The sequence below is a fragment of the Streptococcus infantis genome, from assembly GCF_021497965.1.
Lineage (GTDB): Bacteria > Bacillota > Bacilli > Lactobacillales > Streptococcaceae > Streptococcus > Streptococcus infantis_B.
Genome location: NZ_CP046525.1, coordinates 484461 through 508196 on the forward strand (window position 1 = coordinate 484461; position 23736 = coordinate 508196).

The following is a 23736-nucleotide window of genomic DNA, read 5'->3' on the forward strand; positions in this document are numbered from 1 at the left end:
CTATACCTAGTTAGAGAAAAACTATAATTGAAAACTATATCTTCTTACAGTATAATAAAAGGAAGGACTATCGTCAGCTGATTTTCATTTGACGACTGCATGTTAACTTGAGCCTAGTATTGATAGAGTAAGGAGATTTCCATGCCGATTCGGATTGATAAAAAATTACCAGCAGTTGAGATTTTACGAACGGAAAATATTTTCGTCATGGATGACCAGCGAGCGGCTCATCAGGATATTCGACCACTGAAAATTTTGATTTTAAACTTAATGCCACAAAAGATGGTGACAGAGGCTCAGCTTTTGCGACATTTAGCTAATACTCCGCTTCAGTTGGATATTGACTTTTTATATATGGAAAGTCACCAATCAAAAACAACTCGCTCAGAGCATATGGAGACATTTTATAAGACCTTCTCAGAAATCAAAGACGAGTATTTTGACGGGTTGATCATTACAGGAGCTCCGGTTGAACATCTTCCCTTCGAAGAAGTGGACTACTGGGAGGAATTTACCCAAGTGATTGATTGGTCTAAAACTCATGTCTACTCGACCCTCCATATTTGTTGGGGTGCTCAGGCAGGTCTTTACTATCGATATGGTGTAGATAAACACCAGATGGCCCAAAAGCTTTCTGGAATTTATCCTCAGGATGTTTTAAAAGAAGGTCATCTTTTGCTGAGAGGATTTGATGATCTATATGTATCGCCTCATTCTCGTCATACAGAAATTCTCAAAGAGGATATCTTGAATAAAACTAATTTAGAGATTTTAGCATCAGGTGAAGAGGTGGGAATCTCTATCCTTGCAAGTCGAGATTTGAGAGAAGTCTATAGCTTTGGGCATTTGGAGTATGATCGTGATACGCTCGCGAAAGAATATTTTAGAGATCTAGATGCTGGTTTAGATCCACATATACCAGAAAATTATTTCAAAAATGATGACATTCACGAACTTCCATGCATGCTCTGGAGTTCATCTGCAGCCCTCTTTTTCAGTAACTGGGTAAATTATGCAGTTTACCAAGAAACGCCTTTTGAGTGGAAAAGTGCGGAAGAAGATGTGTCTCATTTTGGATATTTATAAGAGGAATTATGACATATTTAGATGCTTTTAAATCAGGGAACTTGGTGTTACCGAGTGATCTGCTTTTGAATTACAATCAACTCTTCTCGTCAAGCGATGATTTCTTGATTTGGCAATTCTTTTACCTACAAAATACAACGGCTTTGGGTGAGTTGTCGCCAAGTCAAATCGCTGAAAAAATTGGCAAAGAGGTCACTGAAGTCAATCAAGCCATTTCACGATTGACCGATAAAGGATTACTCCAATATCGTACAATTGAGCTAAATGGAGAGATTGAAGTTATTTTTGACGCAACCCTTGCCTTGGAGCGCCTAGACCAACTATTTGAAGAACAAGCTCCAAATCAAGTGAAACCAGCTCAGAATGACTTGAAGAGCTTGGTGGAAACTTTCCAACAGGAGCTAGGTCGTCTCTTGAGTCCCTTTGAAATCGAAGATTTGGAAAAGAGTTTGAAAGAAGATGGGACGAGTGCGGATTTGATAAAAGAAGCTCTACGTGAAGCTGTTTTGAATGGAAAACCAAACTGGAAATATATCCAAGCAATCCTACGAAACTGGCGACATGAGGGTATTAAGAGTGTAGCCCAGGTAGAAGTGAAACGTCAGGAGAGAGAGGCAACAAACCCTCAAAATGTTCAAGTTTCATCTGATTTTAAAAATGCCATGGACCTTTGGAAAGACTAATATTTAGCAATAAAAAAACTTGCCATAGGCAAGTTTTTTTGTGCTCTTAATAAGTAATCCCCCAAACACTGACTGAACGCTCAGCAACTGGGAAGTCGCCGTATCCTTCGGCAGTAATAGTTACTTGTTCTGGATGGTTGCCAAGCAAATCAACAAATGTTCGATTTGCCCACTCTTGACCGACATACATGGTTTTGTAATTTTCTTGAGCGTTTGAGATAAGAACGGCGATAGGTGATTGGTTGTCAGTGCCAGAACGGACCCAACCGATACAATTAGGGTCATCAAAGTAGTCCGTTTGCTCACCGTAAGCTAACTCTTTTCGGATAGTTAGCAAACGGTTAAGGACATCTTTAAAGTCTTGCTGGGCAAATTGACCAGAAATACCGTAGTAGTCTCCGTAAAAGACACAGGGAAGACCCTGTTCACGCAAAAGAATAAGAGCATAGGCTGCTGGCTTAAACCATTCTTCAACAGTAGATTCGAGGGCTTGACCGCGTTGTGTATCATGGTTTTCGACAAAGGTCACAGCTCGATCCGGATTGATTTGAGCCAGACTATCATTAAAAATAGTTGTTAAATCATAGTCAGCTCCTGCCTGGCTTGCCTCAAAGAGATTCATATGAAGGCGAACATCAACAAGATCAAAGCGTTCTTCAATTTTTTCAAGATAATCCAGATTAGCTTCCTTATCAGGATTCCAGAATTCTCCGAAAACATAGAAGTCTTGACCATATTTTTCCTTGATATCGCGTATGAAATTGCGCATAAAGAAAGAGTCAATGTGCTTAACTGCATCTAAGCGAAAGCCTGATACACCAGTCGTTTCGATAAACCAATTTGCCCAGTCATAGATATTCTGGATGACTTCGGGGTGTTTGAAATCCAGGTCTGCGTACATGAGATAGTCGTAATTTCCGTTCTCATTGTCGACTAATTCTTCATGAGCCCAACCTTTATTCTCTCCCTGAATGAGATAGATGCCAGACTTACGACGTTTAGCATCGTAGTCAGTTCCTGTGAAGTGGTACCAGTGCCAGTGAAAATCGTTGTAGGTGTTTTGTCTACCATCAAAAGTAAAACCGGTCCAGCCATTGATGGTGAAAGGTTCTCCAAGTTCGATTGTGCGGTCTTCTGGATCCACTTCGATAACTTGAAAGGATTCTAAATGATCTGCAGCTGCCTTGTGGTTTAAGACGACATCAGCCATCGGTTGGATTCCGTGAGATTTCAGTGTTTGAATGGCTTGGAGATAATCTTCTTTGAAGCCATACTTGGTACGAACAGTTCCTTTTTGGTCAAATTCACCAAGGTCGAATAGATCATAGACTCCATAACCAACATCTTTTTCGTTTGTAGCCTTAAAAGCAGGTGGCATCCAGATATGACTAATTCCTAAGTTAGCTAGGTGTTCAGCATCGTTAGTTAGTCGTTCCCAGTGTTTTCCGTCATGGGGGAGATACCACTCAAAATATTGCATTAGGGTTTGATTTTTCATAGAAAGTCCTCATACTTAACAATTTGACAATCATTTTACCACAAAGCTGTACAATACGCAAACGTTTGCGCTGCAAAATATACGGGTCTTATTTTATGTCCATTTTTTATCTTAGACATTGGAAAATATGAAGGGGGAGACTGTCTGTTGAAAGCGATTGATGAAAATGAAGGATAAAGGGCCATCTTTCCTATGAAATCAATGTAGAAAACCAGTTTCTGTTTTGTGAAATTTCAACAAATTTGATATAATTGTATCTATGAAAAAAGTATTCGTCAGCCGGCGTGTCGAAAAAAAGCTGAATAAAGGTCAGATGGTTTTGGAAGAGATTGATTTTCCAGAGCTATCTGAAACTGATCAGGAAGTTGAACTTTTCAGCCAAAGCAAAGAATTTTTAGGAAAGGCTTATTTATCCAGTCAAAACAAGGGGATTGGTTGGTTTGTATCTAACCAGAAAGTTTCTTTTGACCGATCTTTTTTTGAAAGTTTGTTTAAAAAAGCCAAACAAAGACGCGCTAACTACTATCAAGATGAGTTGACAACTGCCTTTCGTTTGTTTAATCAAGAAGGCGATGGATTTGGTGGCATGACACTGGATCTTTATGGAGATTATGTTGTTTTTTCTTGGTATAACTCCTATATCTATAGCCTTCGTCAAGAAATTATAGCTGCCTTTGCTCAGGTGTTTCCAGAAGTCCTAGGTGCCTATGAAAAAATTCGTTTTAAAGGTTTGGATTATGATTCTGCTCACGTCTATGGTCAAGAAGCAGCTGATTTTTTCACTGTTCTTGAAAATGGAGTCTTGTACCAAGTCTTTATGAACGACGGCCTTATGACAGGGATTTTCTTGGATCAGCATGAAGTTCGTGGGAGCCTGGTTGATGGTCTAGCTATGGGGAAATCCTTACTCAATATGTTTTCCTATACAGCCGCTTTCTCAGTTGCTGCAGCCATGGGAGGTGCCAGTGAAACGACTTCTGTGGATCTAGCCAAGCGTTCGAGAGAACTATCAGAAGCTCATTTTCATGCTAATGGACTGAGTCTTGATCATCATCGATTGATTGTCATGGATGTCTTTGAATACTTTAAATATGCTAAGAGGAAGGGGTTGAGCTACGACGTGATTGTTCTGGATCCGCCTAGCTTTGCCCGAAATAAAAAACAAACCTTCTCTGTAGCGAAGGATTATCACAAGTTGATTTCCCAAAGCCTAGAGATTTTAACCCCCGGTGGAATCATTATCGCTAGTACCAATGCGGCTAATGTTTCTCGTCAAAAATTCACAGAACAAATCAACAAAGGATTTGCAGGAAGAAAGTACCAGATTTTAAATAAATATGGACTTCCAGCAGACTTTGTCTACAACGAAAAAGATGAAAGTAGTAATTACCTCAAAGTGATTACCATGAAGGTTAGTAAATGAAATTAATTGTTTCCGTAATGCCAAGAAGTTTAGAGGAGGCTCAGGCTATTGATGCGATGCGCTACCATGATGCTGATATCATTGAGTGGCGAGCTGACTTCTTACCAAAGGAAGCTATTTTGCAGGTAGCACCCGCTATTTTTGAAAAATTCGCGGGTCGTGAGCTTGTTTTTACCTTGCGTACTCGTGCTGAGGGTGGTCAAATTGAACTCTCGTCAGAAGAATATGTTCAAATTATCAAGGAAGTAGCCCAGCTTTATCAACCAGATTATATTGATTTTGAGTATTTTAGTTATAGAGATGTTTTTGAGGAGATGTTAGAATTTCCAAACCTGGTCTTAAGCTATCATAATTTCCAAGAAACACCGGAAAATCTAATGGAAATCTTGTCTGAGTTGACAAGTTTAAATCCTAAAGTTGTAAAAATCGCGGTTATGGCTCATACAGAACAAGATGTATTGGATTTGATGAACTTTACACGTGGCTTTAAAACATTGAACCCAGAACAAGAATATGTGACGATTTCTATGGGGAAAATGGGTAAGGTTTCTCGTATCACTTCAGATGTGACGGGTTCTAGCTGGTCTTTTGCGAGTCTGGACGAAGCCAGTGCTCCAGGACAGATTTCACTTTCTAGCATGAAAAAAATTCGGGAGATACTAAATGAAGATTGATGGCTACACAAGTTTAGCAGCTGTAGTCGCAAATCCCATTAAACACTCCATTTCTCCCTTCATTCACAATACAGCTTTTGAGGCAACCAATACCAATGGGGTTTATCTTGCTTGGGAGGTAGAAGGAACTGACTTGGCAGAAACAGTTGCCAATATTCGTCGTTATCAGATGTTTGGAATTAATCTTTCTATGCCCTACAAGGAGCAGGTCATTCCTTATCTGGATCAATTGAGTGAAGAAGCTCGTTTGATTGGTGCTGTCAATACGGTTGTGAATCGAGAGGGAACTTTAATTGGATATAACACAGATGGCAAGGGATTCTTTAAGAGCTTGCCTTCTTTTAAAATATCTGGAAAAAGAATGGTTCTGTTAGGGGCAGGTGGTGCAGCTAAAGCAATTTTGGCGCAGGCAATCTTAGATGGGGTCAGTCAGGTTTCTGTCTTTGTACGATCGGCTTCAATGGGAAAAACACAACCTTACTTAGAGAAGCTACAGCATGAAACAGGATTTAGAGTAGATTTGTTTGCCTTAGAGGATGCTCAAGAGCTCCAAGAGAACATTCGAAAAGCGGAACTCTTGGTCAATGCGACCAGTGTGGGGATGGATGGGGCATTTCAGCCAATCCCAACAAGCATTGTTTTACCAGAGAAGCTATTGGTAGCAGATGTGATTTATCAACCCTTTGAAACACCATTTCTAAAGTGGGCAAGGAGCCAGGGAAATCACGCTGTTAATGGCCTAGGCATGTTACTTTACCAAGCAGCTGAAGCTTTTCAGTTATGGACCGGAAAGGAAATGCCAACAGATCAAATCTGGGAATTATTAAAACAAAAGTATCAATAAAGAAAGAGGAGAACTGCTATGAAAATCAAAATAGACCTTCCCCACCATCCCTATGATATTCAGATTGAAAAAGGATGCTTGTCTCAAGCAGGAAAATGGTTGCGGGAACTTTGGCAACCGCAAAAAGTCGTTATCATTACCGATAACCATGTGGCTTCTCTCTATGCAGAAAAAGTAAAATTGATCCTAGAGGATGCTGGTTTTCAAGTGGCAGTTTTTGACTTCCTAGAGGGTGAAGAGCGAAAAAATCTAACCACGGTTCAAAAGGCTTATGAATTTCTAGTTAAGCAAGACTTGACTCGTAGCGATGGTATCGTAGCTCTAGGTGGTGGAGTTGTTGGTGATTTGGCTGGCTTTGTAGCCTCAACTTACATGCGCGGTATTCACTTTGTTCAAATTCCGACCAGTTTGACTGCTCAAGTCGATTCTTCAATCGGTGGTAAGACAGGAGTGAATACTCCTTTTGCCAAGAATATGGTAGGAACTTTTGCCCAGCCAGACGGCGTTTTGATTGATCCAACCGTTCTTGAAACCTTGGGTAAACGAGAGTTGATTGAAGGAATGGGTGAAGTCATCAAGTATGGCTTAATCGAAGACCCGGAACTCTGGGACTTGTTATCTGAAATGGATGGTTCCGTAGAGAGTATTTTGGAGCATTCAGAAAGTTTGATTGAGCATTCTTGCCAGGTCAAGCGCAAGATGGTAGTCGAGGATGAATTGGACAATGGTATTCGTCTGTATCTCAATTTTGGTCACACCATTGGCCATGCTATCGAAGCGACTGCTGGTTATGGAAGTGTCATGCATGGTGAGGCAGTAGCGATGGGAATGGTACAGGTCTCCAAAGTAGCAGAGGGAAAAGGCCTCATGCCAGCTGGGATCACTCAGTCTATCCGAGAAATGTGTCAGAAATTTGGCCTTCCTGTTGATTATGAAAACTGGGATGTTGATAAGGTTTATCAGGCCTTGACTCATGATAAAAAAGCGCGTGGTAACACCATGAAATTAGTATTGGTACCAGAACTTGGTTCAGCCACTATTCACCCCGTCTCACTCGAAGAAATGAAAGATTACTTGGTAAAATAAGGAGAATGTATGAGATATTTAACAGCAGGAGAATCACATGGCCCTCGTTTGACAGCGATTATTGAAGGAATTCCAGCAGGTCTTCCTTTGACTGCCGAGGATATCAATGAGGATCTCAAACGTCGCCAAGGTGGTTACGGTCGTGGTGGACGCATGAAGATTGAGAGTGATCAAGTTGTCTTCACTTCTGGCGTTCGCCATGGTAAAACGACAGGTGCTCCAATTACCATGGATGTCATCAATAAGGATCATCAAAAATGGCTAGATATCATGTCTGCCGAGGATATTGAAGACAAACTTAAAAGTAAACGAAAAATCACTCATCCTCGCCCAGGTCACGCTGACTTGGTAGGAGGCATCAAATACCGCTTTGATGATTTGCGAAATTCCCTGGAACGTTCATCTGCTCGTGAAACGACAATGCGGGTGGCAGTTGGGGCGGTGGCTAAACGTCTATTGGCTGAGCTTGATATTGAAATTGCTAACCATGTTGTTGTCTTTGGTGGTAAGGAAATTGATGTTCCAGAAAACTTAACAGTTGCAGAGATCAAAAAACTAGCTGCCCAGTCAGAAGTTTCTATCGTTAACCAAGAACGTGAGCAGGAGATCAAGGACTATATTGACCAAATCAAACGCGATGGAGATACCATCGGTGGTGTTGTTGAAACGGTTGTCGGTGGTGTTCCGGTTGGTCTGGGTTCTTATGTTCAATGGGACCGCAAACTAGATGCAAGATTAGCTCAAGCAGTTGTTTCAATCAATGCCTTTAAGGGAGTGGAGTTTGGACTAGGCTTTAAAGCAGGTTATCTCAAGGGGAGCCAGGTCATGGATGAAATCCTCTGGTCACCAGAAGATGGCTATACTCGTCGTACTAATAATCTTGGTGGTTTCGAAGGTGGTATGACCAATGGCCAACCGATTATTGTTCGTGGGGTTATGAAACCAATTCCAACTCTCTATAAACCATTGATGAGCGTTGATATTGAAACCCATGAGCCTTATAAAGCAACAGTAGAGAGAAGTGATCCGACTGCTCTTCCAGCAGCAGGCGTCGTTATGGAGGCAGTAGTAGCAACGGTCTTGGCTCAAGAAATCCTTGAGAAATTCTCTTCAGATAATCTGGAAGAATTAAAAGAAGCTGTTACAAAACATCGGGAGTATACAAAGAATTATTAAGGAGTTCTTATGGCAAAAACCATCTATATCGCAGGGCTTGGTTTGATTGGTGCTTCAATGGCACTGGGAATCAAACGAGATCATCCTGATTATGAGATTTTGGGATACAATCGTAGTCAGGCGTCCAGAGATATTGCCTTGGAGCGAGGAATGATCGACCGTGCGACGGATAATTTTGCTAGTTTTGCTCCACTTGCAGATGTCATCATTCTTACCTTGCCAATCAAGCAAACTATTGCTTTTTTACAAGAATTGGCAACTTTGAAACTAAAAGAAGGCGTCATTATTTCTGATGCTGGGTCGACCAAATCAGCTATCGTGGCTACAGCTGAGAAGTGTTTTGCAGATAAGCCTGTTCGCTTTGTAGGGGCTCATCCTATGGCAGGGAGTCATAAGACAGGAGCAGCTTCTGCCGATGTTAATCTTTTTGAAAATGCCTACTATATCTTTACGCCTTCGAGCTTAACAACCCAGGATACGCTCGAAGAAATGAAGGGCTTGCTGTCAGGTCTGCACGCTCGTTTCATTGAAATTGATGCTACAGAGCATGACCGAGTGACTTCTCAGATCAGTCATTTTCCGCATATCTTAGCATCAGGATTGATGGAACAAACTGCCAGTTATGCTGAAGAACATGAGATGGCACGACGTTTTGCGGCAGGTGGTTTCAGGGATATGACTCGGATTGCCGAAAGTGAGCCAGGAATGTGGACTTCTATCCTCTTATCCAATCGAGAGACCATCATTGAGCGTATTGAGGATTTCAAGCGACGTTTAGACGAGGTTGGACAAGCTATTAGTAAGGGTGACGAAAACCAAATCTGGAACTTTTTTAATCAAGCGCGTGAACAACGTCAAGCTATGGAAATCCATAAACGTGGCGGTGTAGATAGCTCATTTGACCTTTATGTAGACGTTCCCGATGAGGAAAACGTCATCTTGCGCATCTTGGAATTGCTAAGAGGAACTTCCTTGGTCAATATCCATATCAATGAGGAAAACCGTGAAGACGTTCACGGAATTCTGCAAATTTCCTTTAAGAATGCTCAGGATTTAAAACGTGCTGAGCAAGTCATTACAGAAAATACTGACTACACAGTCGTAATAAAATAAGGAGGACAATCATGTCAAATATTTATGATAGTGCAAATGAACTTAGTCGTGGACTACGTGAGTTGCCTGAATACAAAGCGGTTAAAGAAGCTAGAGATGCCATCCAAGCAGATGCAGAAGCAAGCAAAATCTTTGCGGATTATATTGCTTTTCAGCATGAAATCCAAATCATGGCTCAAACTGGTCAAATGCCAGACGCTTCTTTCCAAGAAAAAATGGAAAGCTTTGGCAAGTTGATTCAGGGCAACGCTCTCTTGTCAGAATTCTTTGCAAAACAGCAACAACTTTCTATCTACCTTTCTGATATTGAAAAAATTGTCTTTGAACCAATTTCAGAACTTCTAAAATAAGAATTTACCTCATAAAGTCAGGAATTTTTAAGAAATTTCTGACTTTTTATGATAAAATAAGAAAAAGTATTGTCAGTATGAGGTCTAGTATGAAGTTAAAAACAAACGTTAGGCATTTGAATGGTAGTATTCGCGTACCAGGGGATAAGTCCATCAGTCATCGCTCTATCATTTTTGGGAGCTTAGCTGAGGGCGAGACCAAGGTTTATGATATCTTACGTGGTGAGGATGTTTTGTCAACTATGCAAGTTTTTCGCGACCTCGGCGTTGAGATTGAGGACAAGGACGGTGTCGTTACCATTCAAGGTGTCGGTATGGATGGTTTGAAAGTTCCTCAAAATGCTCTAGATATGGGGAATTCTGGGACCTCTATTCGTTTGATTTCAGGTGCCCTTGCTGGTGCAGACTTTGAAGTGGAGATGTTTGGGGATGACAGTCTTTCCAAACGTCCGATGGACCGTGTGACTCTCCCTTTGAAAGAAATGGGTGTTACTATTTATGGCCAAACAGAACGAGACTTGCCACCCTTATACTTAAAAGGGACAACAAAATTAAGACCTATTCATTATGAATTGCCGATTGCCTCTGCTCAAGTTAAGTCAGCTTTGATTTTTGCAGCATTGCAGGCTCGGGGTCAGTCAGTCATCATTGAAAAGGAGTGCACTCGTAATCATACAGAAGATATGTTACGTCAATTTGGAGGAGACTTGAGTGTCGATGGTAAGAAAATCACTGTCCAGGGACCACAGAAACTAAGTGGACAAAAGGTTATCGTTCCAGGAGATATTTCGAGTGCAGCTTTCTGGTTAGTAGCTGGTTTGATTGTTCCAAATTCTCGAGTGGTGCTCAAGAATGTTGGTATTAATGAAACACGAACAGGTATTATCGATGTTATCCGTGCTATGGGTGGTAAATTGGACATTACTGATATTGATCCAATTGCTAAGTCTGCAACCTTGACTGTCGAAACTTCAGACCTCAAAGGAACCGAGATTGGTGGAGCTTTGATTCCGCGTTTAATTGATGAATTACCAATTATCGCGCTCCTTGCTACCCAAGCTCAAGGGCAAACGGTTATCAAAGATGCAGAGGAACTTAAGGTTAAAGAAACTGACCGTATTCAAGTTGTTGCTGATGCTTTAAATAACATGGGGGCAGCTATTACTCCTACAGCAGACGGAATGATTATCAAAGGAAAATCTGCTCTTCATGGAGCCAGAGTCAATACATTTGGTGACCACCGTATCGGCATGATGACAGCCATTGCAGCTCTTTTAGTTGCAGATGGAGAGGTCGAATTGGATCGTGCAGAAGCTATTAATACTAGCTACCCAAGCTTCTTTGATGATTTGGAGACCTTGATCCATGGCTAAGGTTTTACTAGGTTTTATGGGTGCAGGAAAATCTACCATCGCTAGAGGATTAGATCCTGACTTCGTAGACATGGATGCCATGCTGGAAGAACGACTGGGGATGTCGATTGCTCGTTTCTTTGAAGAAAAAGGAGAAGCAGCCTTCCGTCAAGTAGAAGAAGAAGTTTTGGCTGATTTGCTAAAGACAGATCAAGTTATCTCCACAGGTGGAGGAATAGTCATTTCTCCTCGAAATCGTGACTTGCTGAAGGAAAATTCCGACAACATTTATCTAAAAGCAGATTTTGAGACCCTTTACCAGCGAATTTCAGCTGATAAGGACAATCAACGTCCGCTATTTTTAAACAATAGCAAGGAAGATTTAGCTGCGATTTTTGATGAAAGACAGGCTTGGTATGAAGAAGTAGCAAATAAGATTGTAGATGTATCAAGCTTAAGCCCAGAGGAAATTATAGAGGAACTGAGATGAAAATTGCCTATCTAGGCCCTAAAGGATCTTTTTCGCACCATGTGGTGCAGACGGCTTTTCCTCATGAGGAACTAGAGCCTTTTTCAAATATTACGGATGTTATCAAGGCCTATGAACAGGGATTAGCAGACTATTCAGTAGTGCCGGTTGAAAATTCCATTGAAGGTAGTGTTCATGAGACCTTGGACTATCTCTTCCACCAGGCTCGGATTCAAGCAGTGGCTGAGATTGTGCAGCCAATCCATCAACAGTTGATGGCAGTGCCAGGGCAATCTAAAATTGAGAAAATCTTTTCTCACCCACAGGCCTTGGCCCAAGGGAAGAAATTTATCGATGAGCATTATCCAGATGCTCAATTAGAAGTAACGGCCAGTACAGCCTATGCTGCGCGATATGTTTCTGAGCATCCTGATCAACCATTTGCAGCCATTGCTCCAAAAAGCTCTGCTGAGGAATATGGATTAAAACTGGTTGCTCAAGATATTCAAGAGATGGAAGCCAATTTCACTCGCTTTTGGGTTTTGGGGCCTAACTTACCACAAATCCCTTTGAAAGCAAGTTCTGAAAAGATGAGCCTGGCCTTGACCTTGCCGGATAATCTACCAGGAGCCTTATATAAGGCACTTTCTACCTTTGCTTGGCGCGGGATTGACCTGACTAAGATTGAGAGTCGCCCCCTAAAGACAGCACTAGGTGAGTACTTTTTTATCATTGATGTGGACTATGCTGATAAAGAATTGGTCTATTTTGCTCAAAAAGAATTAGAAACGATTGGTATCCAGTATAAAATACTTGGAGCTTACCCTATCTATACCATACAGGATAAAGGGAAGGAGAAGGAATGACTAGAGAAAATCCTCTGACACACCATGAAAAATTACGTTATGACTATCTCTTGAAAAATATTCATTATCTCAATGAAAAGGAAAGAAGAGAGTTTGCTTTTTTGCAAGCTAAATTAGATGGTCAACAAAACGTACGTCCAGTTGTAACAGAAGAGGCAGATGATGTAGCCTATCAAGAAATTACTGAATCTAACATAGGCCTACCTAGTTATACAAATCGTAGTCGTGCAAGTCGTCGTACTGGCCAACCCCAACCAAAAGCTAAGCTTCCAAAGCAAAAGAAACCTAAGAAAAAAAGAGTTTTTCGAATCAAACGTATTCTCGCATGGTTAGGAATGCTTTTGATTTGTGCGGCGGTTGGAATGATTTTCATGTTCTTAAAGGGATTCCAATCAGCGAATCCAAATAGCTCAAATGGACCGAAAGATGCCAAAGCCGCACAGGTTGAAGTTTTCAATGGGCAGGATACCCGAGATGGTGTCAATATTCTTATTTTGGGAACAGATGGCCGTATCGGACAGAATAGTTCAGAAACACGGACGGATTCTATCATGGTTCTGAATGTTAGTGGTAAAGATAAGAAGCTTAAGCTGGTTAGTTTTATGCGAGATAACCTAGTTTATATCGATGGCTATAGCCAAGTTATTAACGGTCAAAAACAAGCAGACCATAAGTTGAACCTGGCCTACGAATTAGGTGAGCAAGAAGGAAAACAAGGAGCTGAAATGGTCCGTAAGGTCCTAAAAGATAATTTTGACTTGGATATCAAATACTATGCCCTTGTCGATTTCCAAGCCTTTGCGACTGCCATTGATACGCTTTTCCCTGACGGCGTGACCATTGATGCTCAATTTTCAACCCTAAACGGTGTTCCAGTTACAGAAGCTACAGTTGGGGATGATTTGCATGCGACAGAAACCGAATCACCTACACAGACTATTAAAGTTGGGACGCAACAAATGAACGGTTCAACACTTCTCAACTATGCACGCTTCCGTGATGATGATGAAGGAGATTATGGACGAACTCGTAGACAGCAACAAGTCATAACTGCTATTTTACAGCAGATAAAGGATCCTACAAAACTTTTCACAGGATCAGAAGCACTTGGTAAAGTATTCGCTATGACGTCTACCAACATTCCATATACTTTCTTATTGACTAATGGTTTGTCTGTCCTTGAAGGAGGTCAAAATGGTGTTGAAAAACTAACAATACCAGAGCTTGGAGACTGGGTAGACGACTACGATGTCTATGGAGGCCAAGCCCTTCGAGTAGATCAGAAAGCTTATCAGAACAAGCTAGCTCAAATGGGATTTAGATAATAGCTAACAAATCAATCAAAGCTTGAAACATCTAATAAAATAGGTGCTTCAGGCTTTGATTTTTCACATAATCAGATGGATTTTTTGACCATTTTTATGGTATAATGAAATAATGTAATTCTATAGAAGAGGAAGAGAATGGGATGAGTGATTTAAAGGCAATTCAAGCTCGTAGTTTAGAGATGGCTGAATATTTTGTGGCCTTTTGTAAAGAACATGGCTTGCTCTGTTATTTGTGTGGTGGAGGAGCGATTGGAGCTTTACGACATAAAGGGTTTATCCCCTGGGATGATGACTTAGATTTCTTTATGCCGCGCAAGGATTATGAAAAATTAGCTGAGTTATGGCCTCAATACGCGGATGAGCGATATTTCCTATCAAAGAGTGATAAAAACTTTGTCGATCGCAATCTCTTTATCACGATTCGAGACAAGGAAACAACATGCATCAAGCCCTATCAACAGGACTTGGACCTTCCGCACGGCTTGGCCTTGGATGTTCTTCCCTTGGACCACTACCCTAAAAATCCAACAGAGCGCAAGAAACAGGTCCGTTGGGCTTTGATTTATTCCCTCTTCTGTGCACAAACCATTCCAGAAAAACATGGAGCTCTCATGAAATGGGGCAGTACGATTTTATTAGGATTAACTTCTAAATCACTACGTTATCGTATCTGGAAAAAAGCTGAGAAAGAAATGACCAAGTATGGACCAGCAGAAAGTGATGGTATCACAGAATTATGCTCAGGTCCAGGATACATGAAGAAGAAATACCCAATTCAAGCCTTTGAAGATAGTATTTTTCTACCATTTGAAGGGACAGAGATGCCTATTCCAGTTGGGTATGATGCCTATCTCAGTACAGCTTTTGGTGATTATATGACACCACCACCAGCAGAAAAACAAGTGCCTCACCACGATGCCATTATAGCAGATATGGATAAAAGCTATACAGATTATAAGGGAGAATATGGTGGATAAGAAGAAAATTCTATTTTTTATGTGGTCCTTCTCTCTAGGTGGAGGTGCAGAAAAAATCCTTTCAACGATTGTTTCAAACTTAGATCCGGAAAAGTATGATATTGACATTCTTGAAATGGAACATTTTGATAAAGGATACGAATCTGTTCCTGAAAATGTAAAAATTTTAAAAGCTTTTCAAGATTATCGCCAACCAAGATGGTTAAGAGCGCTTTTATGGAGATTGAGAATTTATTTTCCGAGACTTACAAGACGTTTACTTGTAAAAGATCAATATGATGTAGAGGTTTCCTTTACAATCATGAATCCTCCTCTTTTATTTTCTAAACGAAAAGAAGTGAAGAAGATTTCTTGGATTCATGGAAGTATTGAAGAATTCTTAACAGTTAGATCAAAGCGTGAATCTCATAGACGACAATTGGATGCTGCTGATACGATTGTGGGGATTTCAAAGAAAACCAGCAATTCTATCAGAGAAGTTTATCCAGAATACTCACAGAAATTGACTACAGTCTATAATGGTTATGATTTTGAAAGTATTTTAGAAAAATCAAAAGAGAAAGTAGCAATAGACATAGCTCCTCAAAGTATCTGTACCATTGGACGTATTGAGGAAAATAAAGGTTCTGACCGAGTAGTAGAAGTTATACGACTGTTGCACCAACAAGGTAAGAAATATCACCTCTACTTTATAGGTGCTGGAGAGATGGAAAGTGAATTGAAAAAAAGAGTGCTAGAATACCAACTTGAAGACTACATTCATTTTTTAAGCTATCAAAAGAACCCTTATCAGTATCTCTCTCATATGAAAGTCCTATTATCCATGTCCAAACAGGAAGGTTTTCCTGGGGTCTATGTTGAGGCCTTGAGTCTAGGGGTCCCCTTTGTGTCTACCGAGGTTGGCGGAGCAGAAGAATTATCTCAGGAAGGTCGATTTGGTAAAGTCATTGATAGTAATCAAGAAGCAGCTCAAGCGATCGATAACTACATGACAGGTGTATCAAGCTTTGATGTTAATGAAGCTAGCCAATTTATTCAACAGTTTACAATTGCTAAACAAATTGAACAAGTAGAAAAACTAATAGAGGAGTAGCATGGAAACTGCATTAATTAGTGTCATTGTTCCAGTCTATAATGTGGCGCAATACCTTGAAAAATCAATAGCATCCATTCAGCAACAAACCTATAAAAATCTCGAAATTATTCTTGTTGATGATGGGGCGACAGATGAAAGTGGTCGCTTGTGTGAACAAATTGCTGAGCAAGATGAAAGAGTTTTGGTCTATCACAAAGAAAATGAAGGCTTATCTCAAGCTCGAAATGATGGATTGAAGCAAGCGCACGGGGACTATGTTATTTTTATAGATTCGGATGATTATATTCATCCTGAAATGATTGCTAGCTTATATCAACAATTAATCAAAGAAGATGCTGACGTTTCCAGCTGTGGGGTTATGAATGTCTATGCCAATAGTGAGAGTCCCCAAACTGAAAACAAGGATGATTATTTTGTATGTGATACGGAAACATTCCTTAGAGAATATTTAATCGGTGAGAAAATACCTGGTACTATTTGTAACAAACTCATCAAGAAAGAGATTGCTACGCAGTTAAGTTTTCCAAAGGGCTTGATTTATGAAGATGCCTATTATCATTTTGATCTCATTAAAGTAGCTAAAAAGTATGTTGTGAATACCAAACCATACTATTACTATTTCCACCGAGGAGACAGTATTACTACCAAACCATATGCGGAAAAAGATTTAGCCTACATTGATATTTATCAAAAATTTTATAATGAAGTGGTTAAAGACTATCCAAGCTTAACAGAAGTAGCTTTCTTTAGACTTGCATATGCGCATTTCTTTATTTTAGATAAGATGCTCTTAGATGATAATTTCAAAGAGTTTAAAGACTATCCAAGAATTTATCGTTATTTGAAAAAACATGCCTTTGCGATTTTTAAAAATACCATTTTTAGAAAAGGAAGACGTATTAGTGCTTTAGCACTATTTGTAAATGTAAGATTGTATAGAATATTATTGTTCAAAAATATTGAGCAATCGAAAAAAATTAATTAGAAAAGGAGGGTAGAGATGATTGATGGCAAACGAATGTTGCTAACTGTTACAATTTTTAGTTATATCATAACCATAATAAGCGGTTTTGCTTATTTGTTCACCAGTAATAACGTTGGACTACTGACAACTTTACTTTTACTTTTAATTAGTAGTCTGTTACTTTGCTGGAATAATATCAAATATTATTTGATTCACTTTATATTCTTTATTACAATTTTTATATTTTTAGTTTCTAGACCTACTATTGATTATTTCAGGAATGGAGCACTAGATACCTATCAACCGATTGCTTATCGATTTGCTTTCTTAGTTGTTATCGTATCCATTTTAGGACTGACAGTAGGTGGCTTTATAGCAAGTTATTATCTTACTCGAAACAGCAAAACTGATGTAAGAGTGGAAAAAAAATCAAATGTCAATTATGTAAAAAATTTGCGATTTGTTTCATTGAGTGTATTTTTGCTTACCTATCCTTTTTATTTCCTTAGACTATTTGAGCGCTTGCTATTCCGTTTGCAAACTTCTTATTACAATTATTATGCAAATTTTGAAAGTCAACTGCCCTACTTTACTTATATCTTGTCGACTTTCACAGTTTATGCTATGTGTGTGTACCTAGCGACAAAACCTAAAAAGTCACATGCGACAATGGTATTAGTAGCTTTTATCACAGCTAACTTAATCCACTTAGTGATTGGTACCAGAAATCCCTTCATTCTAAGTTTGATTTTCGCCTTTGTATACTACTTTATGCGTGAACAAACGGAGAAAGGTAAATGGATTGGTTTCAAAGAAAAAATAGCCATTTATCTTGGGACACCGGTTCTCATGCTTGCGATGGGAGCACTAAACTATGTTCGTGATAATGCTCAAGTGTCCCATAGTGGAGTTTTTGATCTATTACTCGATTTCATTTATAAACAAGGAACGAGTTTTGGAGTTTTAGCCAGAGGATTCTTGTACAATAGTAGTCTTCCTTATAGAGACTTCCGAAATTTCACTTTTGGTCCGATTGTCGACTATTTTGCAAGAGGTAGTATCGGAATCATCTTCGGTGCTAAACCATTTGAACATACGACAAATAGTATCGAACTAGCGATTGACAGTAATAGTTACGCCCATAATCTGTCCTATCTCGTTTTAAATAAAGAATACTTAAAAGGGCATGGGATTGGAAGTAGTTACATCATGGAATTGTATACTGATTATGGTATGTTGGGACTATTTCTACTAAGTTTGTTACTTGGTATGCTCTTTATAGCTATGCTACAAGTAGCTTATCGCTCAAGACCAATCCTATTTGCTTTATCTTTGTTAATCTTGAATAATTTATTCTTTATGCCTAGAAGTAGCTTCTCAGAAAGTTTCTTTAATCTTTTTACAATGCAATTCTGGGGAATTGTTCTTATTATCATTTTCGTGGCAAAAATGCTTACAAAAGAAAATCATCACTTAATTAAAAAAGGGGAAATACATGTTTGAACATTATTCTGTAGCTGATTTGTTTGCAAATCTTTATAAAAAACGTAAAGTGAATTTATTAGCTTTACTAGTCTTATTTGCTCTCATAGCTGTACCATTTACTTTAAAAGCTGTTAAAAATAAAAATACAGTCAAAGATTCTACTAGCTATTCAACTTATATTACTTATAAGATAACTGCTCCAGCTGAATCATCAAAAACAATTTTGAATCATCAAGTTGGTGGCTATAGTGACTTCTATGCAAAACTAATTGATGGTAATCTAAACGGTGCTTTTCTTTTCAATGATGTTGATTCTAATAAAATGAAAGAAATCGCAAATGATTTAGATACAACAGAAACAGCATTAAAAAATTCTGCAAGTGACTATTGGACAAAAAAATTAACGATCAATCCATTAATTGATGATGCAGGTGTAACTGTTAAAATTTTAACTCCAAGTAAGGAAGTAAATGATTTCCTTGAAAGCAAATTTGACTCTTTGATTGATAAGTTTAAGTCTACTTTTACAGATGTTAAAATTGAAAAACTTGAAACAGTTAACTCTACAGAATTGACTCCGAATGGAGAAGTTGCGCTTGGATTTAACTTGAAAAACCTTATCTTACGCTTAGTGATTATTGGTGTCCTCTGTGTAGTCTTAGTTATTTTAGCAAATATCCTAGTATATCTCTTTAATCCAACTATCAATCGTGCAGGTGATTTTTCTGCTTATCAAGTAGATTTCGTTTCAACTATTACCACTGTTGAAAATCTTTCTGAACTCCTAAGTTATATGTGCCAAGGCCAACCATTAGCAATTGTAAGTTCAGATAATCATATCTTGAATAAATTGAAGTCAGAATACAAGTTGAATCTTGAAGGAGTTCAGTTTGTTAATTTGCAGAATGTCAAAGAACTTTTAGCATTTGAGAATGTACTATTTGTAGAAGAATATGGTGTCACTCGCTATAAGAAATTTGAAGAAAGTTTGCAAGAAGTGAGAAATCTCAATCGTTCTGTTTTAGGTGTTATTGCTTTTGCGCTCTAATATCAATCATCAAGAAAAAATTAAGAATACAGAAAAAGAGGACTGAAGGTTCCTCTTTTTTTCACCGATAATCATCGAGTAAGATATAGGATTTTAAGCTAAGTAGGCTTTTTAACTAAGTTTATGATATAATAAATCAACGAGGTAAATTGAATGAAAAGCATTAAGTTAAATGCCCTGGCTTATATGGGTATTCGAGTTTTAAATATTATTTTCCCGATTTTGACGGGTACTTATGTTGCGCGTGTTCTAGATCGAACAGACTATGGTTATTTTAACTCTGTTGATACCATTCTGTCTTTTTTCTTGCCCTTTGCAACCTATGGAGTCTACAATTACGGCCTTCGATCTATTAGTAATGTAAAAGATAATAAAAAAGAATTAAATAAAGTTTTTTCAAGCCTTTTTTATTTGTGTGTAGCTTGTACGATTTTGACAAGCGTCGTTTATCTTTTCTCCTATCCCTTATTCTTTAATAGTAATCCTGTCATCAAAAAGATTTTTTTGGTAATGGGTGTTCAACTAATTGCTCAAATCTTCTCCATCGAATGGGTCAATGAGGCACTTGAGAATTATAGCTTTTTATTTTATAAAACAGCCTTTATCCGCATTCTCATGCTTGTCTCTATCTTTATGTTTGTAAAAAATGAGCATGACATTGTTGTGTATACACTGATTATGAGTCTTTCAACTCTTATCAATTATCTCATTAGTTATTTTTGGATTAAGAGAGATATTCAGTTTGTTAAGGTTTCGTTAGAAGAGTTTAGACCTCTTTTCCTACCTTTGACAGCCATGTTGATTTTTGCCAATGCCAATATGTTATTTACCTTCCTAGACCGTCTATTCTTGGTAAAGACGGGTGTTGATGTGAACGTCAGCTATTATACGATGGCACAACGTATTGTAACAGTTATCGCTGGTGTTGTTACAGGTGCGATTGGAGTTAGTGTTCCTCGCTTGAGTTACTATTTAGGAATCGGGAAAAAAGAAGAGTATGTAAATTTGGTGAACCGGGGAAGTCGTATTTTTAACTTCTTCATCATCCCTCTTAGTTTTGGTTTGATGATTTTGGGTCCCTATGCAATCCTTCTGTATGGTAGTGAAAAATATATCGGTGGTGGTATCTTGACATCCCTCTTTGCATTTCGTACCATTATTCTTGCTTTAGATACTATTTTAGGCTCTCAAATTCTCTTTACAAATGGATTTGAAAAAAGAATTACAGTTTATACGCTATTTGCGGGTGGATTGAACCTCATTTTAGATTGCCTTCTCTATTTTAATAACATTATTTCACCTGAGTATTATTTGATTACGACGATGATGTCAGAAAGTTTTCTTCTAATACTGTACGTAATCTTTATTCATAAGACTAAGCTCATTAACCTAGGACATATCTTTAAATATACGGTACGTTATTCTCTTTTTGCATTGACATTTGTTCCTATCTATTTCTTGGTCAATGCTATTTATCCAGTCAAAATGGTGATCAACCTACCTTTCTTGATTAATATGCTGATTATCATGGTCTTATCAGCTCTTAGTTATATTGGTTTACTAGTTTGGACCAAAGATAGTATCTTTTATGAATTTTTAGGTCATTTTGTTTCTCTCAAAAAACGTATAAAAAAATCTTAGGAGGATTAGATGAGAAGATTAAGTATTGAAGAAGCTAAGCAGATTGAACTTGATATTTTAGCCTATATTGATTCGTTTTGTAAGAAGCATTATATTGCCTATTTTATCAATTATGGCACCTTGATTGGAGCTATTCGTCATAAGGGTTTTATTCCCTGGGATGATGATATAGACATCTCTATGACACGTGAAAACTATGACCGTTTTATCCAGTTATTTCATCAAGAACAATCGAAATATAAGATTTTAGCTTTGGAAACCGATGATCACTACTATAATAATTTTATAAAGGTTGTAGATTCGACAACGAGAATAGTAGATACACGAAATACAAAAACTTATGATTCTGGAATTTTCATTGATATTTTTCCAATGGATTCTTTCAATGATTCTAAAGTTATCGATGTGTGCTATAAGTTGGAAAGCTTTAAATTATTGTCTTTCAGTAAACATAAGAATATTGTTTATGGAGATAGCAAGTTAAAAGACTTGATTCGTACCTTCTTCTGGTTTATTTTTCGTCCTATTTCTCCCCGTTATTTTGCAAGTCAAATTGAAAAGCAAATTCAAAAGTATAGGGTAAAAGATGGGAAATATATCGCTTTTATTCCTTCCAAGTTTAAGGAAAAAGAAGTCTTTGCCAAAGAAGTTTTTGAAGATTTAATTGAAGTTCCTTTTGAATATCTGATGCTTTCAGCACCGAAACAATACGATACTATTTTGAAGCAGTATTATGGTGATTATATGACTCTCCCACCAAAAGAAAAACAGTTTTATAGTCACGAATTTGAAGCCTATCAATTGGAGGATTAAATGCAGTACTTAGAAAAAAATGAAATTAAAGAAATTCAACTAGGTATTCTGGACTATGTTGATGAAATTTGTAAAAAAAATGACATTCCTTATTTCCTCAGCTATGGAACCATGTTGGGAGCTGTTCGTCATAAGGGAATGATTCCTTGGGATGATGATATCGATATTTCACTGTATAGAAAAGACTATGAGCGTCTATTAAAAGCGATTGAGGAAGATAATCATCCTATTTATCGAGTTCTTTCTTACGATACTTCTTCATGGTATTTCCATAATTTTGCAGCTATTCTTGATACATCAACAGTTATTGAAGATAACGTAAAATATAAGCGTCATGATACGAGTTTGTTTATTGATGTCTTTCCAATCGATCATTTTTCAGATTTGAGCATCGTTGATAAGAGCTATAAATATGTTGCCTTGCGTCAGCTTGCCTATATCAAAAAAGAACGTGCAGTACACGGAGATAGCAAATTAAAAGATTTCCTTCGTTTGTGTATCTGGTATCCTCTTAGACTTGTTAATCCGAGATATTTCTATAAGAAAATAGATCAATTAGTTAAAAATAGTGTGACAGAAAATCCTGCATATGAAGGAGCCATTGGAGTTGGGAAAGAAAAAATGAAAGAAGTCTTTCCAGCAGGAACTTTAAAAGAACTGATTTTAACAGAGTTTGAAGGTCGGATGGTACCTATTCCAAAGAACTATGATGCTTTTCTAACACAGATGTATGGGGATTATATGACTCCTCCATCAAAAGAAATGCAGGAGTGGTATAGCCATAGTATAAAAGCCTATCGAAAATAAATATTTTATAGGCTAGATAGATGTTCTAAAGATGCTCGCTTGATTCATCAAGTGAGCATCTTTAGACTTAATTCCAACGCCATTCTTTTGATAAAATCATTTAAATCTTGTATAATAGATAGAACTGAAAGTATGAGGTTACGAACTATGAAAATGAAACAAATCAGTGATACAACTTTAAAAATCACGATGTCTCTAGAAGATTTGATGGATCGTGGAATGGAAATCGCTGACTTTCTCGTTCCACAAGAAAAAACAGAAGAGTTTTTCTATGCAATCTTGGATGAGCTAGAAATGCCAGACAGCTTTTTGGATACAGGTATGCTTAGCTTCCGAGTAACACCGAAACCTGATAAGGTTGATGTCTTTGTGACGAAATCTAAGATTGATCAGAACTTGGATTTTGAAGATTTGGCAGATCTTCCAGATATGGATGAGTTGGCGAAAATGTCTCCAGATGAGTTTCTGAAAACATTGGAAAAAACCATGGCAGAAAAAACAAAAGAAGATATTGAAGCTATTCAATCTTTAGAACAGGTTGAAAAAGAAGAGGAAGCAGCGATTGAGGAAATTTCTGAACTTGAAGAAGGAAAAAGAGAACCTTATATCTACTACATCTTACGATTTGACGACTTAACTAGTTTGGTTTCTTTTGCAAAGACAGTCGATTACCAAATGGAGACTTCAGAACTTTACAAGATGAATGACCAATATTATCTAACAGTTTTGGTAGATGTAGAGGATCATCCAAGTCTTTATCCAGCTTGGTTATTGGCACGCATGCGCGAATTTGCGGATGATAGTGATATTAGTCGCTCAGTACTTCAAGAATATGGACAAGTCATCATCAATCATGATGCTGTTCAAGGACTTCAAAAAGTATAACTATGTTTATAAATGAGGCAGAGAGAATTTCTCTGTCTTTTTCGATTTGAATAATATAGAACAGTCTATTGG

General features: G+C 38.1%; 23 protein-coding genes. 22 read left to right on the forward strand and 1 reads right to left on the reverse strand.

Annotation, left to right across the window (positions count from 1 at the left end; translation table 11 throughout):
* Positions 1-141: 141 nt before the first annotated feature.
* Complete coding sequence (gene metA / locus GOM46_RS02465; RefSeq protein WP_235083899.1) at positions 142-1086, forward strand: homoserine O-acetyltransferase MetA; 945 nt, start codon at positions 142-144, stop codon at positions 1084-1086.
* An 8-nt stretch (positions 1087-1094) separates the two neighbouring features.
* On the forward strand, positions 1095-1769 hold the full coding sequence (locus GOM46_RS02470) for a DnaD domain-containing protein (RefSeq protein ID WP_235083900.1): 675 nt from the start codon (positions 1095-1097) through the stop codon (positions 1767-1769).
* 46 nt (positions 1770-1815) lie between these two features.
* Here the strand turns inward: GOM46_RS02470 and GOM46_RS02475 are convergent, their stop codons facing one another.
* Complete coding sequence (locus tag GOM46_RS02475) at positions 1816-3267, reverse strand: alpha-amylase (RefSeq protein WP_235083901.1); 1452 nt, start codon at positions 3265-3267, stop codon at positions 1816-1818.
* Positions 3268-3526: 259 nt separating this feature from the next.
* On the opposite strand from GOM46_RS02475, the gene GOM46_RS02480 reads away from it, so the two are divergent.
* The 20 genes from GOM46_RS02480 to mecA all read left to right on the forward strand — a co-directional run bounded on the left by GOM46_RS02480 (position 3527) and on the right by mecA (position 23664).
* Complete coding sequence (locus tag GOM46_RS02480; protein WP_235083902.1) at positions 3527-4690, forward strand: class I SAM-dependent rRNA methyltransferase; 1164 nt, start codon at positions 3527-3529, stop codon at positions 4688-4690.
* Positions 4687-5364, forward strand: coding sequence for a type I 3-dehydroquinate dehydratase (gene aroD / locus GOM46_RS02485; RefSeq protein ID WP_235083903.1), 678 nt, complete (start codon positions 4687-4689; stop codon positions 5362-5364). The genes GOM46_RS02480 and aroD overlap by 4 nt, the downstream gene beginning before the upstream one ends.
* A complete protein-coding gene (locus GOM46_RS02490; RefSeq protein ID WP_235083904.1) occupies positions 5354-6208 on the forward strand; it encodes a shikimate dehydrogenase in 855 nt (284 codons plus the stop codon). The genes aroD and GOM46_RS02490 overlap by 11 nt, the downstream gene beginning before the upstream one ends.
* A gap of 18 nt (positions 6209-6226) precedes the next feature.
* A complete protein-coding gene (aroB, locus tag GOM46_RS02495) occupies positions 6227-7294 on the forward strand; it encodes a 3-dehydroquinate synthase (RefSeq protein WP_235083905.1) in 1068 nt (355 codons plus the stop codon).
* A gap of 9 nt (positions 7295-7303) precedes the next feature.
* Positions 7304-8470 carry a chorismate synthase gene (gene aroC, locus GOM46_RS02500; protein WP_235083906.1) on the forward strand — a complete coding sequence of 389 codons (1167 nt, stop codon included), beginning with the start codon at positions 7304-7306 and terminating at the stop codon, positions 8468-8470.
* A gap of 9 nt (positions 8471-8479) precedes the next feature.
* Positions 8480-9583 carry a prephenate dehydrogenase gene (locus GOM46_RS02505; protein ID WP_235083907.1) on the forward strand — a complete coding sequence of 368 codons (1104 nt, stop codon included), beginning with the start codon at positions 8480-8482 and terminating at the stop codon, positions 9581-9583.
* A gap of 11 nt (positions 9584-9594) precedes the next feature.
* Positions 9595-9933, forward strand: coding sequence for a YlbF/YmcA family competence regulator (locus GOM46_RS02510; RefSeq protein ID WP_235083908.1), 339 nt, complete (start codon positions 9595-9597; stop codon positions 9931-9933).
* An 89-nt stretch (positions 9934-10022) separates the two neighbouring features.
* Complete coding sequence (gene aroA / locus GOM46_RS02515) at positions 10023-11306, forward strand: 3-phosphoshikimate 1-carboxyvinyltransferase (protein WP_235083909.1); 1284 nt, start codon at positions 10023-10025, stop codon at positions 11304-11306.
* On the forward strand, positions 11299-11775 hold the full coding sequence (locus GOM46_RS02520; RefSeq protein WP_235083910.1) for a shikimate kinase: 477 nt from the start codon (positions 11299-11301) through the stop codon (positions 11773-11775). Before aroA ends, GOM46_RS02520 begins: the two co-directional genes overlap by 8 nt.
* Complete coding sequence (gene pheA / locus GOM46_RS02525) at positions 11772-12620, forward strand: prephenate dehydratase (protein WP_235083911.1); 849 nt, start codon at positions 11772-11774, stop codon at positions 12618-12620. Before GOM46_RS02520 ends, pheA begins: the two co-directional genes overlap by 4 nt.
* A complete protein-coding gene (locus GOM46_RS02530; protein ID WP_235083912.1) occupies positions 12617-13945 on the forward strand; it encodes an LCP family protein in 1329 nt (442 codons plus the stop codon). The genes pheA and GOM46_RS02530 overlap by 4 nt, the downstream gene beginning before the upstream one ends.
* A 143-nt stretch (positions 13946-14088) precedes the next feature.
* Complete coding sequence (locus tag GOM46_RS02535) at positions 14089-14925, forward strand: LicD family protein (RefSeq protein ID WP_235083913.1); 837 nt, start codon at positions 14089-14091, stop codon at positions 14923-14925.
* Positions 14915-16018: a glycosyltransferase gene (locus tag GOM46_RS02540; protein WP_235083914.1), complete on the forward strand. Its 1104-nt coding sequence runs from the start codon at positions 14915-14917 to the stop codon at positions 16016-16018. Before GOM46_RS02535 ends, GOM46_RS02540 begins: the two co-directional genes overlap by 11 nt.
* Before the next feature lies 1 nt (position 16019).
* Positions 16020-17006 (forward strand): glycosyltransferase family 2 protein, encoded by a 987-nt coding sequence (locus GOM46_RS02545; protein WP_235083915.1) that lies wholly within the window; start codon positions 16020-16022, stop codon positions 17004-17006.
* A 33-nt stretch (positions 17007-17039) separates the two neighbouring features.
* Positions 17040-18488: an O-antigen polysaccharide polymerase Wzy family protein gene (locus GOM46_RS02550; RefSeq protein WP_414930184.1), complete on the forward strand. Its 1449-nt coding sequence runs from the start codon at positions 17040-17042 to the stop codon at positions 18486-18488.
* Complete coding sequence (locus tag GOM46_RS02555) at positions 18481-19518, forward strand: prephenate dehydratase (RefSeq protein ID WP_235083917.1); 1038 nt, start codon at positions 18481-18483, stop codon at positions 19516-19518. Before GOM46_RS02550 ends, GOM46_RS02555 begins: the two co-directional genes overlap by 8 nt.
* Positions 19519-19671: 153 nt before the next feature.
* Positions 19672-21159, forward strand: a complete 1488-nt coding sequence (locus GOM46_RS02560) for an oligosaccharide flippase family protein (protein ID WP_235083918.1) — start codon at positions 19672-19674, stop codon at positions 21157-21159.
* 9 nt (positions 21160-21168) lie between these two features.
* On the forward strand, positions 21169-21972 hold the full coding sequence (locus GOM46_RS02565) for a LicD family protein (RefSeq protein ID WP_235083919.1): 804 nt from the start codon (positions 21169-21171) through the stop codon (positions 21970-21972).
* Positions 21973-22779 carry a LicD family protein gene (locus GOM46_RS02570; RefSeq protein WP_195183746.1) on the forward strand — a complete coding sequence of 269 codons (807 nt, stop codon included), beginning with the start codon at positions 21973-21975 and terminating at the stop codon, positions 22777-22779.
* Between the two features lie 147 nt (positions 22780-22926).
* Positions 22927-23664 (forward strand): adaptor protein MecA, encoded by a 738-nt coding sequence (gene mecA / locus GOM46_RS02575; RefSeq protein WP_006150176.1) that lies wholly within the window; start codon positions 22927-22929, stop codon positions 23662-23664.
* Positions 23665-23736 lie beyond the last annotated feature (72 nt).

Bases quoted from the DNA above. Each gene is read 5' to 3' on its own strand.
- metA (WP_235083899.1), top strand. From the start codon at position 142: ATGCCGATTCGGATTGATAAAAAATTACCAGCAGTTGAGATTTTACGA.
- GOM46_RS02530 (WP_235083912.1), top strand. From the start codon at position 12,617: ATGACTAGAGAAAATCCTCTGACACACCATGAAAAATTACGTTATGAC.
- GOM46_RS02560 (WP_235083918.1), top strand. From the start codon at position 19,672: ATGAAAAGCATTAAGTTAAATGCCCTGGCTTATATGGGTATTCGAGTT.
- aroC (WP_235083906.1), top strand. From the start codon at position 7,304: ATGAGATATTTAACAGCAGGAGAATCACATGGCCCTCGTTTGACAGCG.
- GOM46_RS02550 (WP_414930184.1), top strand. From the start codon at position 17,040: ATGTTGCTAACTGTTACAATTTTTAGTTATATCATAACCATAATAAGC.
- GOM46_RS02535 (WP_235083913.1), top strand. From the start codon at position 14,089: ATGAGTGATTTAAAGGCAATTCAAGCTCGTAGTTTAGAGATGGCTGAA.
- GOM46_RS02475 (WP_235083901.1), bottom strand. From the start codon at position 3,267: ATGAAAAATCAAACCCTAATGCAATATTTTGAGTGGTATCTCCCCCAT.
- GOM46_RS02540 (WP_235083914.1), top strand. From the start codon at position 14,915: ATGGTGGATAAGAAGAAAATTCTATTTTTTATGTGGTCCTTCTCTCTA.
- GOM46_RS02470 (WP_235083900.1), top strand. From the start codon at position 1,095: ATGACATATTTAGATGCTTTTAAATCAGGGAACTTGGTGTTACCGAGT.
- mecA (WP_006150176.1), top strand. From the start codon at position 22,927: ATGAAAATGAAACAAATCAGTGATACAACTTTAAAAATCACGATGTCT.
- aroD (WP_235083903.1), top strand. From the start codon at position 4,687: ATGAAATTAATTGTTTCCGTAATGCCAAGAAGTTTAGAGGAGGCTCAG.
- GOM46_RS02570 (WP_195183746.1), top strand. From the start codon at position 21,973: ATGCAGTACTTAGAAAAAAATGAAATTAAAGAAATTCAACTAGGTATT.
- GOM46_RS02480 (WP_235083902.1), top strand. From the start codon at position 3,527: ATGAAAAAAGTATTCGTCAGCCGGCGTGTCGAAAAAAAGCTGAATAAA.
- aroA (WP_235083909.1), top strand. From the start codon at position 10,023: ATGAAGTTAAAAACAAACGTTAGGCATTTGAATGGTAGTATTCGCGTA.
- GOM46_RS02565 (WP_235083919.1), top strand. From the start codon at position 21,169: ATGAGAAGATTAAGTATTGAAGAAGCTAAGCAGATTGAACTTGATATT.
- GOM46_RS02505 (WP_235083907.1), top strand. From the start codon at position 8,480: ATGGCAAAAACCATCTATATCGCAGGGCTTGGTTTGATTGGTGCTTCA.
- GOM46_RS02490 (WP_235083904.1), top strand. From the start codon at position 5,354: ATGAAGATTGATGGCTACACAAGTTTAGCAGCTGTAGTCGCAAATCCC.
- GOM46_RS02545 (WP_235083915.1), top strand. From the start codon at position 16,020: ATGGAAACTGCATTAATTAGTGTCATTGTTCCAGTCTATAATGTGGCG.
- pheA (WP_235083911.1), top strand. From the start codon at position 11,772: ATGAAAATTGCCTATCTAGGCCCTAAAGGATCTTTTTCGCACCATGTG.
- GOM46_RS02555 (WP_235083917.1), top strand. From the start codon at position 18,481: ATGTTTGAACATTATTCTGTAGCTGATTTGTTTGCAAATCTTTATAAA.
- GOM46_RS02520 (WP_235083910.1), top strand. From the start codon at position 11,299: ATGGCTAAGGTTTTACTAGGTTTTATGGGTGCAGGAAAATCTACCATC.
- GOM46_RS02510 (WP_235083908.1), top strand. From the start codon at position 9,595: ATGTCAAATATTTATGATAGTGCAAATGAACTTAGTCGTGGACTACGT.
- aroB (WP_235083905.1), top strand. From the start codon at position 6,227: ATGAAAATCAAAATAGACCTTCCCCACCATCCCTATGATATTCAGATT.